Origin of the sequence: Pseudomonas sp. MEJ108 (assembly GCF_030208985.1) — a bacterium.
Lineage (GTDB): Bacteria > Pseudomonadota > Gammaproteobacteria > Pseudomonadales > Pseudomonadaceae > Aquipseudomonas > Aquipseudomonas fragariae.
The window spans coordinates 40,683-54,320 of sequence record NZ_JARVSW010000027.1; the positions used below are offsets into that span (position 1 = coordinate 40,683).

11 protein-coding genes and 1 pseudogene are annotated in these 13,638 nt (G+C 53.7%); 10 read left to right on the top strand and 2 right to left on the bottom strand.

What is annotated here, in order from left to right:
• Positions 1-526: 526 nt before the first annotated feature.
• A complete protein-coding gene (gene mauJ / locus QRN50_RS14110) occupies positions 527-1,639 on the bottom strand; it encodes a methylamine utilization protein MauJ (protein ID WP_181426694.1) in 1,113 nt (370 codons plus the stop codon).
• A 113-nt stretch (positions 1,640-1,752) separates the two neighbouring features.
• Here mauJ and QRN50_RS25745 point away from each other — a divergent pair.
• Both QRN50_RS25745 and QRN50_RS14115 read left to right on the top strand, forming a co-directional pair.
• Positions 1,753-1,959 (top strand): annotated as a pseudogene (locus QRN50_RS25745) (HAD family hydrolase); the annotation flags it as partial.
• A gap of 101 nt (positions 1,960-2,060) precedes the next feature.
• Positions 2,061-4,211, top strand: coding sequence for an AAA family ATPase (locus QRN50_RS14115; protein WP_164920480.1), 2,151 nt, complete (start codon positions 2,061-2,063; stop codon positions 4,209-4,211).
• 421 nt (positions 4,212-4,632) lie between these two features.
• Here the strand turns inward: QRN50_RS14115 and QRN50_RS14120 are convergent, their stop codons facing one another.
• On the bottom strand, positions 4,633-4,947 hold the full coding sequence (locus QRN50_RS14120; RefSeq protein WP_164920560.1) for a DUF7693 family protein: 315 nt from the start codon (positions 4,945-4,947) through the stop codon (positions 4,633-4,635).
• A gap of 503 nt (positions 4,948-5,450) precedes the next feature.
• Here QRN50_RS14120 and yhhA point away from each other — a divergent pair.
• The 8 genes from yhhA to QRN50_RS14160 all read left to right on the top strand — a co-directional run bounded on the left by yhhA (position 5,451) and on the right by QRN50_RS14160 (position 13,596).
• Entirely contained in the window at positions 5,451-5,633 is a 183-nt protein-coding gene (gene yhhA / locus QRN50_RS14125) for a YhhA family cyclophane-containing RiPP (protein ID WP_096127081.1), read from the top strand.
• A gap of 9 nt (positions 5,634-5,642) precedes the next feature.
• Entirely contained in the window at positions 5,643-7,814 is a 2,172-nt protein-coding gene (gene yhhB, locus QRN50_RS14130; RefSeq protein WP_096127082.1) for a cyclophane-forming radical SAM/SPASM peptide maturase YhhB, read from the top strand.
• The gene (locus tag QRN50_RS14135; protein ID WP_164920481.1) at positions 7,771-8,784 is read left to right on the top strand and encodes a hypothetical protein; all 1,014 of its coding nucleotides are present in this window, start codon (positions 7,771-7,773) and stop codon (positions 8,782-8,784) included. Before yhhB ends, QRN50_RS14135 begins: the two co-directional genes overlap by 44 nt.
• An 80-nt stretch (positions 8,785-8,864) precedes the next feature.
• Positions 8,865-9,962 (top strand): GNAT family N-acetyltransferase, encoded by a 1,098-nt coding sequence (locus QRN50_RS14140; RefSeq protein ID WP_258373771.1) that lies wholly within the window; start codon positions 8,865-8,867, stop codon positions 9,960-9,962.
• Between the two features lie 105 nt (positions 9,963-10,067).
• The gene (locus QRN50_RS14145) at positions 10,068-11,234 is read left to right on the top strand and encodes a hypothetical protein (protein WP_192873893.1); all 1,167 of its coding nucleotides are present in this window, start codon (positions 10,068-10,070) and stop codon (positions 11,232-11,234) included.
• 262 nt (positions 11,235-11,496) lie between these two features.
• Entirely contained in the window at positions 11,497-11,964 is a 468-nt protein-coding gene (locus tag QRN50_RS14150) for a hypothetical protein (protein WP_011267859.1), read from the top strand.
• Between the two features lie 11 nt (positions 11,965-11,975).
• A complete protein-coding gene (locus QRN50_RS14155) occupies positions 11,976-12,935 on the top strand; it encodes an MvdC/MvdD family ATP grasp protein (RefSeq protein ID WP_011267860.1) in 960 nt (319 codons plus the stop codon).
• A complete protein-coding gene (locus tag QRN50_RS14160) occupies positions 12,922-13,596 on the top strand; it encodes a hypothetical protein (RefSeq protein ID WP_011267861.1) in 675 nt (224 codons plus the stop codon). The genes QRN50_RS14155 and QRN50_RS14160 overlap by 14 nt, the downstream gene beginning before the upstream one ends.
• The last annotated feature ends 42 nt before the right edge of the window (positions 13,597-13,638 follow it).

A 13,638-nucleotide genomic window follows, 5' to 3' on the forward strand; every position in this document is an offset into this window, starting at 1 on the left:
GACATCGACACAGGAGTGCGCGGAACAAGTTTGAAAGGGTTGTCAAATACACCGGAGTCTTCAACAAGACTGAGGCGATAGTGAGCTCAATATAATGTCATGCTTCCCTACATATAAAGTATTATTGGCTTTCATGAGTCTGCATATGGCTGGTCATAGCAGTGGAATCGTGGAAACCAGCCCTGCAGATTAATCTTCGCACATTGTCGGTAGCATCACCAGATTCAACCTTGGTATTGATATTAAAGAGCATTAGGCGATATTCCGGCCTCTTATGCCAATTCATGTCAAGCTCGTCGGCGAATGAGGAGGGGCCTTGGTTTACCTTTCCGGGGTGAGAGTCGTGCCTCAGGTCAGATTTATTGCTTGCACTAATCTTCATCATCTGGTGCTGCCTCAGAGGGCATGATCAGCATTGGCCGTTTGATTTGGGTTGACTACGACTTTAAGGTTTTTTTCACCAATCTTGACGACCTTGATAGCCCATCCGACAAGAGAGGCTTAGCTTTGCCGCTTCCACGGAACGTTAGCCCTCTTCAGGGGGCATTCTCTCCAAGATGGCTTTGAGCTCGTCTATGATCCGCCGGTGGCCCGCCAAGTCTGGCATGGCATTCTCTAGTATGAAAGGCTCTGATTTACCCAAGCGCTGCTGCAGGTTTGAAGCCCAGATTTCCACCGACGCATTGCAGTACAAGGCGAATTTAAACTCCTGCAGAGACAGCTCCGACTGTATGTCACTTCTGCTATCACGCCGCTCATTTAGTAAGCCACAGCCCGCTAGAGGATCTATTAGGAGACGCTCGTTTCTGAAATCCATCCAGAAAATAAACGCCACTCGACCGTTGGCCGACTCCAGACAAACACCTACCTTCCCGTCATCCATGCCAGCGGATACAAGGCGCATATTTCCAAGGGGAGCGCATGACTTTCCTTTGCGTGCGAGTACGTAAAACTCATCAGGAATTTCGCATTGCCGGTTCGGAGCGAGCTCACCCCGCTTCAGGCTGTCCAACTGCTCCTGGTCAAACAGAGTACGAAATCCTTCGAGCTCATACAGGTGCTCCCGTTCAAATTCCCATCGTGCTGGCACCTCAAGACGCTCCTCCATAGCGAGCTCAGCAAGATGTCTCATCAGTGGCTTGTCCATGTGAATTCGCTGGTGATCATCCGGGTCATCAGGATCTACGATATCGTCGCGTTCGGCATGGGCGATAGCATGGCGGCCTTGTGTTGCTAGGTAGTTGGAAATGTCGGTGGCAAGAGCCTGCAACTCATCACGACGGGCAATTGAGTCTCTGTCCGTTAATACCGGGAGGGCTTGCTGGATCCACGGCCCTCGTTCTCGGCCAATAGGTAAAGAGCGGGCAAACGCTTTGTAGAATCCGAGAAACGAGTAGAAGGGATTGCTGAGTGACAGCCCTTCGCGATAGTAGGCCATTGCTTTGCGGGCTTCATCGCTTTGAGGGGAGTGGAGATTCTCGTCAGAAAAAAACTCGGTAAAGGCATTGTTGCGAAGCATGCCTACTCGATGTGGATGGCTACCACCACCCCACATGACGATCTCTACTTTCGCACCCTCACGCCAGGCAATTGCAGTGGCCAGGCGCATCACTGCAGCTCGCCCTTCATTGACAGTCATGCCTTGACCATCAACTCGAAGCGCGATTGCAGGGAGGCTCCGATGCTGCCCTTCGGATATAGCTGGTTGCAGCAAAAACTCTAGCGCCTCAAAGTTTATCAGCTGAGCCCTATTCATTACAGGTGACGCCTGGGCACCTGTTCGGCGATCAGCATGACCAGATCGCGATGGTGGGCGATTCGCTGAAGTGCGATCAAGATGGGCCCAGGGCAGTGGGGATGCTGGGATTCCATTTGGACAGGTCGGGTAGGGGGCCCGTGCGGGATTTGGCTCAGTTTGCGCAGCTAATTATCGAATCCAGGGCCAGGAACAGCGCGTGAAGGGGACAAATGAGCTGGGCCACATTTGACTGGTGGCACTGTGCAACCAACCAGTCTGGAATTACACTCCGGTGGTATGCATCCCCCGCTAAGGAAAGCCCGTGATAAACAGAATTTTACTTCGTAACGTGTCTAGTTATTCCCCCACCTCCGTGGTGAGCGTTGGACCCCTGAAGCGGGTCAGCGTATTTTACGGTCAGAACGGTACCGGCAAAACAACGATCGGTAACTATCTACAAGCGCCGGCGGATACGAAGTTCAGTGAGTGCCAGCTCGAACCGGTCAAAGAGCGGGAAATCCTCGTTTACAACCACAGCTTCATGGAGAAAAATTTCCACGAGGAAGCCTCTCAACCAGGTGTATTCACACTGAACGAGGGAAATATTGAAGCGGAGAAAGCCATAGCTGACGCCGAAGCGGCTATCAACTTACTTACCGGTACCCTCGATGCTCACATGATGGCAGGCAAAGAGGCTAAGGCAGCTCAGGAGCTAGCCAAAGATAAGCTTAAAGACAGTATCTGGAAGCACAAGACTCCTTTTGACAACAGCCCACTCGCCTACTGCTTCAATCGCCTTAATACTAAGGAACGAGTGCTTGAAGCAGTCGCACAGGTGGCATTAGCGCCCACGACGGATACGCCTGACGCTCTACGTGCTGAGGCTGCAGCCCTTCACGGAGCAAGTGATGCCGTGCTCCCGGCTATACCTTCGATAAAATTTACAGGCGGTGAAATTGAAGCAGACCTGATCTTAGTAGAGGTAATTTCAGGTAGCGGAGATTCCTACCTTTCGGCTCTGATACAGGAATTTGGTAACTCAGATTGGGTGAAACACGCACTCAAATTTGAGTCACATGCGAAAGACCAGTGCCCCCTGTGCCAGCAGTCGCTACCTCAGGACTTTTACGGGGAAGTGCGCAAGGTCTTTGACGTGACCTATGAGAAACGCCTGGCTGCATTGAACGCCCTACAGCAGAGGTACCAAGGTGCTGTCGAACAGCTTCTCCGCCAGTGCAATGGGCCAACCTATGAAATAGAGGCGATCCAAATCCATGCCGTAAATCTGCGGGCGCTTCTGCAAAGGAACCTTCAAATCTTAGCGACGAAGGTTTCTAACCCTACAACTGCCGTATCTCTGGACTCTAGCGCAGCCCTGCTCAAGTCTTTGAATGACTCTATTGCCGTTGAGCAGCATAAGATTGATGAGTTCAACGCCAAGGTCAAGAACAAGCAAACACACCTGGATAGCATCAAAGACCGTTTTTGGGTTTGGCTAAAAAATGCTTGCGAACCCCAGTTAGCGGCGTTCGAGACAGAAGACCAGCAGCTATCGAAAAAAAGGCAGCAGGCCAAGGACGGCGTCGTGCAAATGAGGGCTGAGATCGCCGTTCAGCGAAATTTAATTGCCGCATCGCGCGCCGCGACCACGAACGTAGATCAGTCCGTGGAAAGCATTAACCAATGGCTCAAGATCCTTGGGTTGAAAGGGTTCGAGTTGGTCAAGGAGGAGGGCGCGGTTCCCCGATACCGCCTTCAGCGTGAGGCGGTGAACGATGGCGTGTTCAGGACACTGAGTGAAGGGGAAAAAACCCTGATTTCATTCCTGTACTTCCTGGAGGTGTGTAACGGTGAGCTGAATGCCCAAGGAGGTACGCTGAAAGGTGAGCGCATTATCGTTATTGACGACCCTATTTCGAGCCTGTCACATAACTACGTCTACGACATTGCTTCCTTGATTCGCCGCCTGGTGCTGCACCCGAGGACTCGTTTCAAGCAAGTAGTCATCCTGACCCACAATTTGTTCTTCTTCCATGAGATGCACAAGCTGTTAAAAGAGGACAAGGAAGACTCTCTGGCCCTTTTCCGCATTTGCAAGGCCCACTACAGCACCGTGGTGCCTATGGGTGAAAACGAAATCCAGAATGATTACCAAGCCTGCTGGCACACACTCAAGGACGCCTTGAATGGCTCAGCTTCAGCCAGCGTCATTCCCAACGTCATGCGTAACATCCTTGAGCATTACTTCACCTTCGTACATCAGAAGGAGAGCTTGCGCAGGGCATTAATGGAGCTCAGTGACGAGAACCCTCAGTTCCGGGCCCTCTATAGGTATGTAAACCGAGAGTCCCATGCCGACTCCATCAATTTAACGGACTTCGGCGAAATTGATCCACACGCGTTCATACAACGGTTCAGAGAGGTTTTCGTAAAAACCAATTTTGAGGCCCATTTCGACAAAATGATGGCCTGACAGCGATACGTGTTTACCCAAGGGACTGGCCCTAGCGAACGCGCGCTGATAGCATTAGGCCTGCAGCTACCACCTAGGACTCTCCATCCTGCCTGTCATGCATAAGCGCGCTTTGCATATGTCGTGTAAAGGCTGTCAGCGGCCCGCTGAGATCAGATGGAGAAAACGCCATGAATGATGGAAAAGTTGTCCTGGTTCGCCAGTATGACCGGTTCCGGTTTGGGCAATGGGAGACCGTGTGCAAGCACATGCGCTCCCTTCCGCGCCGGTAATTGAACGTCTCCCTACGTGGTAGCTGCACCTCTCACAGCCCCCCGCCAAGCTGCATATCTCACGCCGTAAGTCTCCCTTCCCAGCCTCTGACGATGCCTCTGCATCATGGTTCTGCTCAAAGATGCTACGGCTGTGGCGCAAGTTTTCGCTATGAGACCTTTAGCAGCTTTTCCAACTCCGCGTGCTCCCATGTGCTCAACAGCTCAACCGGATCAGTACCAAACTGCTGCGATGAGTCGAAGGTGTACGCACGACCGTCTGGGCAATAGCAGCTATCGCAGTAATCCAGAGTTTCGCAATCGTTGTAGAACGTGATGACCCAGCCATCGGTTTCGACGCTCGTCATGCCACTGTACATTTCAGTCCACGGTTTCTCACCCAAACGGCGCATGACGCTAACGCCCAAGCCGATGTCGCGAAGCACTTGGTAGGCCTCGCGAACGGTAAGCGCTTTTGCTGACAAACTAAACGTACCTGTGTGGGGCGGCCTGGCGTGGATGGTAACGAAACTTCCTTGAGGCGGCATGCCGCGCCACGGGCGCTTGGCAGCCTCGCTCTCTATCCGGTCATCTCGAATGACATCCAAGCCCGATCGACGAAGGCCTGGCGGGATTGAGGCTCAATGGCCATACGAGCTCATGGGCTTGCTCACCAAACCAAAGTTGTTGCACGTTGCCTCGTGCATCTTCGAAAAGCTGCCCAGTCGAGTGCTTATGTGAGGGGCCTGACGGGGTGATCATGAAGATCCAGCGCATGCCGCGCTCAGCCCTGCTGACCTTGCGACAAACGCGGAACGCTATTCTGCAGGTGATATTGCGGCTATCTGTTCGTAAAATCTTCGATACCGCATCTAAATTAACGCGCCTAACCATCAAAATGTCCATTTGTTACAAAATGGATCCATTTATTGAAATTTTCATTTGTTTCTGTGATTGTGATGGCACTTCAACATGCAAGGAGTAGGTCATGTCATCAGCAGTTGCCAAAGTCGAACAGCCGGCCCCCTCGGCCATCCGCCAACGCTTGTCCAAAGGTCAAAGCACCAATCCGGCTATCCAGCGCTTGCGCTCGCGCGTGCTGACCGAGTCGGATGTAGGCCAGGTCATTACCAGCTATGACCGTATGCACCACCGTCACAACCGTTCGTGAGGTGCCCGCATGGACGCCGCTAAAATCTCGTCGTTTTTGGTAAAGGTGGCATCGCGCTGCAATCTCGATTGCGACTACTGCTACGTCTACCATCATGCAGATCAGAGTTGGCGCTCCATGCCCAAATTTCTCTCTGCCGAGCATCGTGAAGCTTTTGCTCGGCAGCTTGCGCAATACGTGACGCAAACGGATCTCAAACAATGCGCGGTCATTTTGCATGGCGGGGAGCCGCTGCTGGCAGGGGTACAAACGCTGGCGGACTTCGCGATACTTCTGCGCTCGACGTGCCCCATTCTTGTTGACGTCAGTCTGCAAACTAACGGGTTGCTGCTGACTGACGAGGCACTCCAGATCTTGGCTGCAGCAGACATTGGTGTCTCACTGAGCTTGGATGGGCCAAAAATCGCGAATGACAAACACCGTTTGACCCGGAAGGGGCGTTCAAGCTTTGAGCAAACCCAGCAGGCGCTCATTCGCTTGCAAAATTACCCCTCTGTCTTTGCCGGCGTGATCGCGGTCGTTGACACCTCCACCAGCGCCAGCGAACTCTTCAGCTATTTCGACCAGTTCAAGATCCCGCGGCTCGATTTTCTGCTTCCAGATGCCCACTGGCTTCGGCCACCACCGGGCAGAAATCAGGATCCGGGTTTGTACGAGCAGTGGCTTGTGAACGCCTTTGATGTTTGGTTCGACGAGTACCCACACATCCCCCTGCGCACCTTCGAGGCACTGCTGGATGTCTGTGCGGGACTGCCTTCCGGGACGGATGCGTTTGGCTTCGGTGACGTGAGCCTGTTGTCCATCGAAACTGACGGTACTTATCACGACCTTGACGTCTTGAAGGTCACACAGGATGGCGCTACCCGACTGATCGGCTCTGTCCTGGATACACCGATCGCTGAGGTGGCTCAATCACAGGCCATCGAGCAGCACCGGCGCTACCTGCGCAAAGAAGGGTTGTCAGAAGCATGTCAATCTTGTGGGATCGTCGACATCTGCGGTGGTGGCTCTCTTCCTCACCGGTTCAACCAAGAGGGTTTCGTCAATCCTACCGTGTACTGCAATGAGATGAAGCGGTTGGTAGCTCACATCACCGAACGCTTGAACGTGCACTTGAACGAGGGCTGGCAGGGGGAGGAGCAGATACCGCTTCCAGAAACCTTTGACCTGGCTGAGTTTGAATTAGCCGAGACCTCGGCAGTCCATCTCCAGTGGCTGTGTGCAGGCGCCGATGTTGATGCGGTACACGGCCTGCATAAAGCATTGGATCTATATCCCGACGATCCGAGGGCGATGCAATTGCGCTCATTGGACGATGCTTCATTCGCACTAAAGGCGCAGCAGCCTGGTGCAATCGCCTGGGCAGGTGCTGCCTTAGCTCAAAGTAGGGGGCATGCGTTGTTGGCTGTCGATGGACAGCCCATCACAGCGGTTTCCGACTACTTGGCCAGAATTCTTAACGACGAAGCGCAGCACGATTGCGATGGATTTTTGGTCGCAGAGGATGACTTGTGGCTGAGGGCACCATTCGGCACCTCCATCTGTTTCGAGGATGAGGGGCTCGCGGCAAAGGGCAGGGGGCTGGTTCGCCAAGCGCTGAACATCGTAAAGGCATGGCGTCCGGAGCTTGCTGCTGAAATGCAGCTTGCCTGCAGTGCTATCCAGTTCATCCGTGATCCGAGTGCAGACCCACGCAAGATCGTTTCCTTCAGCGACAATTCTGTTCCAGGGGCCTTGTACGTGTCGATTTCTCAGGGTGATCGACTGATTGATCCCTACGATCTAGCGGACTCCGTGATCCATGAACACCGACATCAAAAGCTTTACCTGCTTGAGCGATATGCCGCCACCGTAGAGCACACTAGTGCGCAGGTCGTCTCTCCTTGGCGCGAAGACTTGCGGCCGCCCTCAGGCTTGCTGCATGCGGTTTTCGTATTCGTCGAGCTGAGGCGTTTTTGGCTCCACGTCCGTGAATATGGCCCTGCCGAGATGAATTCACGAGCCATCAATCAAATCGCGGACACCGACCTGCACCTTGAGCAAGCATTCGAGACCTTGAAGGAATGCCCGTTGACCGAAGTCGGGCAGCACCTGGTAAAGGTGTTGCGCATTGCATCCACAGAGGGGATAACAACTGATGAGTTCGCAGCTTACCGTCCCGCTGTCCAGCCTGTCGGCTGATCTGCGTCAGAGGCATGCCCAGCTTCGCGATTACTTTTGTGACAAGGACGCGCAAGCAAACTGTATTGATGGGCAGTGGGCACTGGCTTTGAGTTGGTCTGATGACCCCTACCGCTATGTCGATCCTCGACTCGATGAAGGGCTGGCATGGTGGGGCGCAGATGTTCAATATCAGGACATGGCCAAGGCTCGTAAGCGTAGAGGAAAGTTGTTGTTGGCGCTCAACGATACGTGGACTTTGCAAAGCTGGAGCGAGTGGCTAGCGCGAACCCCTCATCATGAAGATATCGTCGTCCTCCACGTCGATGATCATAAAGACTTGGATGCGCCTCGCTTCTTCAACCGTCCGGATGGCTGGTTTGATCCCATCGGTTGCCGACCTGTCGACCTGCATGTGCCGCATTCAGTAACAGATGCCATCATGAGTGGAGCACTGGGCATGGGAAGTTTCCTGACACCCTTTCTGCACAGGCATCCCGACACCGAGGTGCGACAGCTCTGCCAAGGGCCCAAATGCACTCGAACTATCGACTCGCAGATCATACTGGAGTCGGTGGCTGATACCTTGCTTGACCCGTCCGCTTTGCGTCCCGCTGTTTCACTCATCGCTGATGATCAGGGGACTGGGAATGGTCGGTACCGATTTACCCATGACCTTGATTTATGGCTTGAAGGCCTGTCGAAAACTTGCGCTCCCATTCTTCTTCACGTGGACATGGATTACTTCTGCAACCGGTACGATGGAGATAGCGATCACATTGATCATCCCGGCCCGCTAAATGATGCGCTGCCGCAGATTCTGAGCAGCATCGATGCACTGACCAAAGCGTTACACCGGCACGGCCTGGCCGAACGACTCGTTGATATCGTTATCGCGTTTTCCCCTGGGTTTTTCCCCGCGGAATTCTGGGCTGAGAGCTGTGATCGGCTTCTGATTGGTCTGGGAGAGCAGCCGTGGGGCGATCAGTGAGTACTCCAAGATCCAAGGTAACAGCGCGGACGACTCCTAAGCCCCCTTCGGTGAAAGCAAAGTCTAGACTCGGCCCGGTATTGCCGGAAGATCTGGAGTTTACGCGCACCCCGGGAAGCCGCGAGCGCGGCGGAGGGCCTGGGGGAGAAGCTTGGGTCATCTCGGTTAAAGGCAAGCGGGCGGGCATCGCATACATTAATCTGGTGAAGGACGAGGTTCGAGGCCGCCACGCGTCGTTCCATGTCTTCCTCAACCGACCAAGCCAAGGGCGACAGATTGGCCGGAGCGCTTACCAGTATTGCTGTCAGAACAGCCAATACGATGTCATCTACGCGCACATGCGTAAGTCCAACTTGGCGTCACGCAAGGCGGCTGAGCATGCCGGGTTCATAGAGGCGCCGGTAGGCGACTCCCAACTCGTCCTGGTCTGGTATCGAGATAATAACCGACCTGCCAAACCTGAATGCGCAGAGGTCTCTTCAGACAGGCACGACAAGGGTGCGCACGAACATGTCACTCAGACTCAACCTACTACAGCGGTGAGAACTTTCGACGAGGTGCCTGTGAGTTCGTTGGAGCTGCAGTTTGACGAAAAAAACAGCGATGTCCTTGTCTGGAACGGTCAGGTAGTTATGTCACGTACTGAAGAAGCGTACTTTGAAATGCTTTTTTCCAGGCTTGGATACCTCAATCCTCGCACTGTACTTGAGATAGGGTTTGGCTTAGGAATCTCCGCTACGTTGATCCAGCAGTACCTCAAACCTGAGCGTCACGCCATTTTTGAAATAGAGACCACCATCTACCAAGACCTGCTAGCTTTCTCCCAGCGCCATCCTTCAGTGCAACCGTTTTGCGGTGACTGGAACCGCTGTCACATCGCAGGGAACTACGACTTCATTTTCTTCGACCCCTTTGACTATCACATGGAGGAGGGCGCTCAAGTTGAAGGGCTTCACTGTGAGAAGGCTCAGCGAGCGACCCGAGCTCTGAAAATGCGGGCGCTGTTGAATCCTAATGGTGTTCTCTGCCATCCGCATTTCGGCGATGGCGATGTGCCTGAACTCCCCGGATTTGCGACTGTGATTGTCGAACGGGCGAAAGTTTCACCCATCCGGATGGCGGATGAGACGCTGTGTGAGGATGTGGCAATCGTCTATCACAAGCCTCTCGATTGCTGATCCGGGCCTCGGTCAGCGCGTTCTTATGACCAGACGCTGGCACGGCTTTTTGGAGAAAGATTCGTCGTACGCTTTTTCAGAATGCCTCGATGGCAACGGAGCAAAATGACCCCAGTAAGCTTGAACTCTGATGAGCTGTCAAAAGAACTGGTGGCCCCCGATGAAGTGGGCGAGCGGGTCATTATCTACCAAGAAGTCGATGAGAGCGGAGTTGCGACTGGACGTAGTGCGACATTTGCTGATATTGAGTTCCGTGGCTTGGGGTATGCAGATCTTATAGGGCATACGCTGGGTACTCCCCTAGTCATGCCATTGCGCCTGGCGAATGCTAGGGTCGTTGAGAGCAATTTGCTAGACCTTTCATTAGAGACCCAAGAGACCCAGGTGTCGGTCAGCGCAGTCTTGGATAGCCCGTACTCGTCCAAGGCACTTGGCTTGGTGCGAGATGGCTGGCTACCTTCCGGCATCGCGTTCAGTGATTCGATGATTGTGCTCCCTGACAGATGCGTCTTCAGCGAGTTGGCCGGAAGATTTCGTGCTGGGGAGAAAACAAAATTGGAGGATAAGGACTTCCTTGATTTCCTCATTGGGCGCAAGGTTCGAATCAATCCTCTGTTGTATATGCTTGAAGGCAATCTCAAGAGAAATCCCGACGATGCGAGCATAGAACACCAGTTCGAGGTCGCAACTAAAATTATTAACGCTGCATTGCCATTGGCTCAGATAGTACCGAACGGGCGGGATGGTCTTGAGGGGGTAAGAGGCCTCATTCGCGACAGCGAGGCGGGCATGGCGCGCAAGCAGGAATTCCTGACGCGTTTAGCGCCGAAACTGCGGGCTCCGATAGCCGCGCGACGCGTCAATGAGGTCTGGGATGAAGTGTTGGCCACCGCGAAAGCATGTGAAGTCCCAGTACGATCACTTGTCGTGCTGGCTGCCTTGAGCACTGTATGTGTCCCAAACGGTAAGAGTCCGGCCAAAGGGTTGCTCAAGTTTAACGTAAGGAAATATACGGTTGAGGACGCCTACAACGCCCTGGCCGACCTCCGATCGCTTGAAGTGCTGATGCACCTGTTCGCAGCGTTCCCGGATGAGAAGATTCTGCTTTGCACTGGGGATAAGGATCTTGTGCTCTTCTGGGCGGGAATCAGGCCGTCCGAACTCGCCATGGTCAACGGGGTTTTCAGTGCTAAGTTCTCGCTCGTCGAAGATCTGTTGCCGAACGTCACGCCTGAGCGAAAGACTGCCTACTTTTCCGCAGGTGATGAATGACGCTTGGAACCTCACTCTGTAGCAGCGATTGCTGCTTATGCAGTTTTTGCGTGGCCCGCTGCAGAAGCAGCCGACTTGCTGAGTACGTACAGATGGCCCTGTCTGTTAAGGGTGGATAGCTGGTCATTCGTTTTTTGAGCCAGACTCGCGGTCACTGCAGTCTTGACCCATCTCAAGACTGGGGTTCTCCGGATGCTGAAGATAGCTTGTTGAGACGCCTGTCATGATATGTTGGCCAATCGCTATACAGGAGTTCAGCTGGATGCCCACTTTCACGACAGATCAAGCAAAGAGCGTCGTTCCTTTGCTCGCAAAAACCGCTGTACCCAGAACAGGCTCGGATAACCTGCCAGGTTATTACTCTCCACTCCACGACATGTGGGTGGTGGAGACAATCGATGGAGTCAAACCCATCATCACTCGCGGTGCGCTCGATGAGCTTCTCACCAAGACCAAAGTAAACACCGAAGAGGACGATGACTCCTTCGTCACGCTTGAGACGTTGACCAAGACGTCCGCTACTCCAGAGAGTGATGATGACCTGAGCAACAATGGGCGCGGATCACACCTGCTTCAGTTAGTGACCAAGACCGACACAGTGGTAGAAGAAGACGATCCGGGTAGCGGCTACGCCATGCTAGAGCTAATGACCAAGACTGAAGCTGAGCTCGAAAACGATGATCCAGGAGATCCGCTGTTCGGCCTAGACCAACGTTTCTACCTAGACTGAGGCACGTCGTCATGTTTTTGTTGGTGACAAATCGCCGCGATATCACAATGGACTTCGTGGTAGCGGAGCTTCAGAAACGGAGTTTGCCTTACTTCAGGCTAAATACCGAATTACTCCCGCAATCCCGAAGCTCTATGGGTTGCATCGCCATAGACGACTGGTCTATTGAGTTCGAGGGGCGAGAGATCTCCGGGCGGGATGTGACGGCCGCATACTTTCGTCGTCCAGGTGCTCCCCAAGCGGCGGCACTTGTCGAGGATCAAGGCCAGCGTGCATACATTGAAGCGGAATGGAGCAGCTTCCTTAAAAGCCTTTATTTCCGTTTGGAAGGGAGATGGTTCAGCGACCCTACCCGGATCTTTCTTGCTGAAGACAAGCCTCGACAGCTCATCGTTGCCCACCAGCTTGGTTTCAACATCCCCAACACAACCATCACTAACCGACTGAAGTCGGCTGAGCCCCTGACAGCAGGGGGCCGTGCAATTGGGAAGCCCTTGCGCCAAGCGGTTTTGCCGGGTGCGCTGGAAAAGGTGATGTTCACATCACGGCTGCAGCCTTTGACCGCTGACGATGAACCCGCCCTCGGCCTTGCTCCCCTGATCATTCAAGCTGAGGTGCTCAAAAAATACGATGTCCGCGTAACGGTAGTGGGTTCACAGGTTTTCACAACGGCTATCTGGTCTCAGGAAAAGGACGATACGGAGGTTGATTGGCGCAAAGGTAGTCATCCTGATTTGAAGCATGAAGCAATTAGCCTGTCCGATGAGGTAGCCGAACAATGCCGGGAACTCGTTCGACGGATGAATCTAAGGTACGGGGCTATCGATCTGGTGTGTGATCGAGGTGGAAAGCTCTGGTTTTTAGAAATCAACCCCAACGGGCAGTGGGCTTGGATTGAGAATCAGACTGGATACCCGATTGCTGCTGCAATTGTTGATGAACTGGAGAGCATCAAAAATGGCTTGGTTTGATAGGGAAATACTCTGGCCGACGCTGGTGCCTCTTACACCTGCTCAAATTGCAGCAAACAACCAGATGCGCGACGGGTGGAAGGCATCGGTCAGTAATGGTGACTGGGATGCGGAAAGCGAAGTCGCACTTGATGAAGCTCGCCGTATGTACGATGCGGAGCAGGAGCGGCGCAAGGGCGCTGACACCAAAGCAGGTGTGTACCTGGCGGCAGTGACCGCGCTTATACCCGTGCTGGCTTCCTTGCTACCAAGTCTGTGGAGCGACAAGACCAATAAAGTCCTGGGAGCCATATCGCTCACCGTATTCGCTCTTGCGGTGATCTACGTCCTACGCGCCGGCTATTGCGCGTTCTGCGTGCTTCGAGTGAGTGCAGCGAACACAGTTGGAGCCAACGATATCTCTCAGTCCTGGAGCACATCGCAGCCTGTAGCCAGCCTCGCGAAGAACATCGCTCTCAAAGTGATTGATAATTACCCGGGGAACAACGCCAAGGTGAGCCATATCAAGCTCGCCCACGACTATTTGTTGAGGGCTTTCCTTGTCTTTGCCGTACTGCTCGCTGTGCAGGCACTGTGGCCATGCGCTGCATGGGTGATCGAAGAGATCACCAAGCACATGGCCCCCGAGGTCAGGCAACCGCTGATGATGTGCTACTCCTGATCAACCTAGCTGCGGCAGGAACCAGGATAGAGCTTGGGATAA

What these genes read in the sequence shown, in the direction of transcription:
- yhhB (WP_096127082.1), top strand. Translation starts at nt 5,643, where the DNA reads ATGGACGCCGCTAAAATCTCGTCGTTTTTGGTAAAGGTGGCATCGCGC.
- mauJ (WP_181426694.1), bottom strand. Translation starts at nt 1,639, where the DNA reads ATGACTGTCAATGAAGGGCGAGCTGCAGTGATGCGCCTGGCCACTGCA.
- QRN50_RS14150 (WP_011267859.1), top strand. Translation starts at nt 11,497, where the DNA reads ATGCCCACTTTCACGACAGATCAAGCAAAGAGCGTCGTTCCTTTGCTC.
- QRN50_RS14135 (WP_164920481.1), top strand. Translation starts at nt 7,771, where the DNA reads ATGAGTTCGCAGCTTACCGTCCCGCTGTCCAGCCTGTCGGCTGATCTG.
- yhhA (WP_096127081.1), top strand. Translation starts at nt 5,451, where the DNA reads ATGTCATCAGCAGTTGCCAAAGTCGAACAGCCGGCCCCCTCGGCCATC.
- QRN50_RS14145 (WP_192873893.1), top strand. Translation starts at nt 10,068, where the DNA reads ATGACCCCAGTAAGCTTGAACTCTGATGAGCTGTCAAAAGAACTGGTG.
- QRN50_RS14155 (WP_011267860.1), top strand. Translation starts at nt 11,976, where the DNA reads ATGTTTTTGTTGGTGACAAATCGCCGCGATATCACAATGGACTTCGTG.
- QRN50_RS14160 (WP_011267861.1), top strand. Translation starts at nt 12,922, where the DNA reads ATGGCTTGGTTTGATAGGGAAATACTCTGGCCGACGCTGGTGCCTCTT.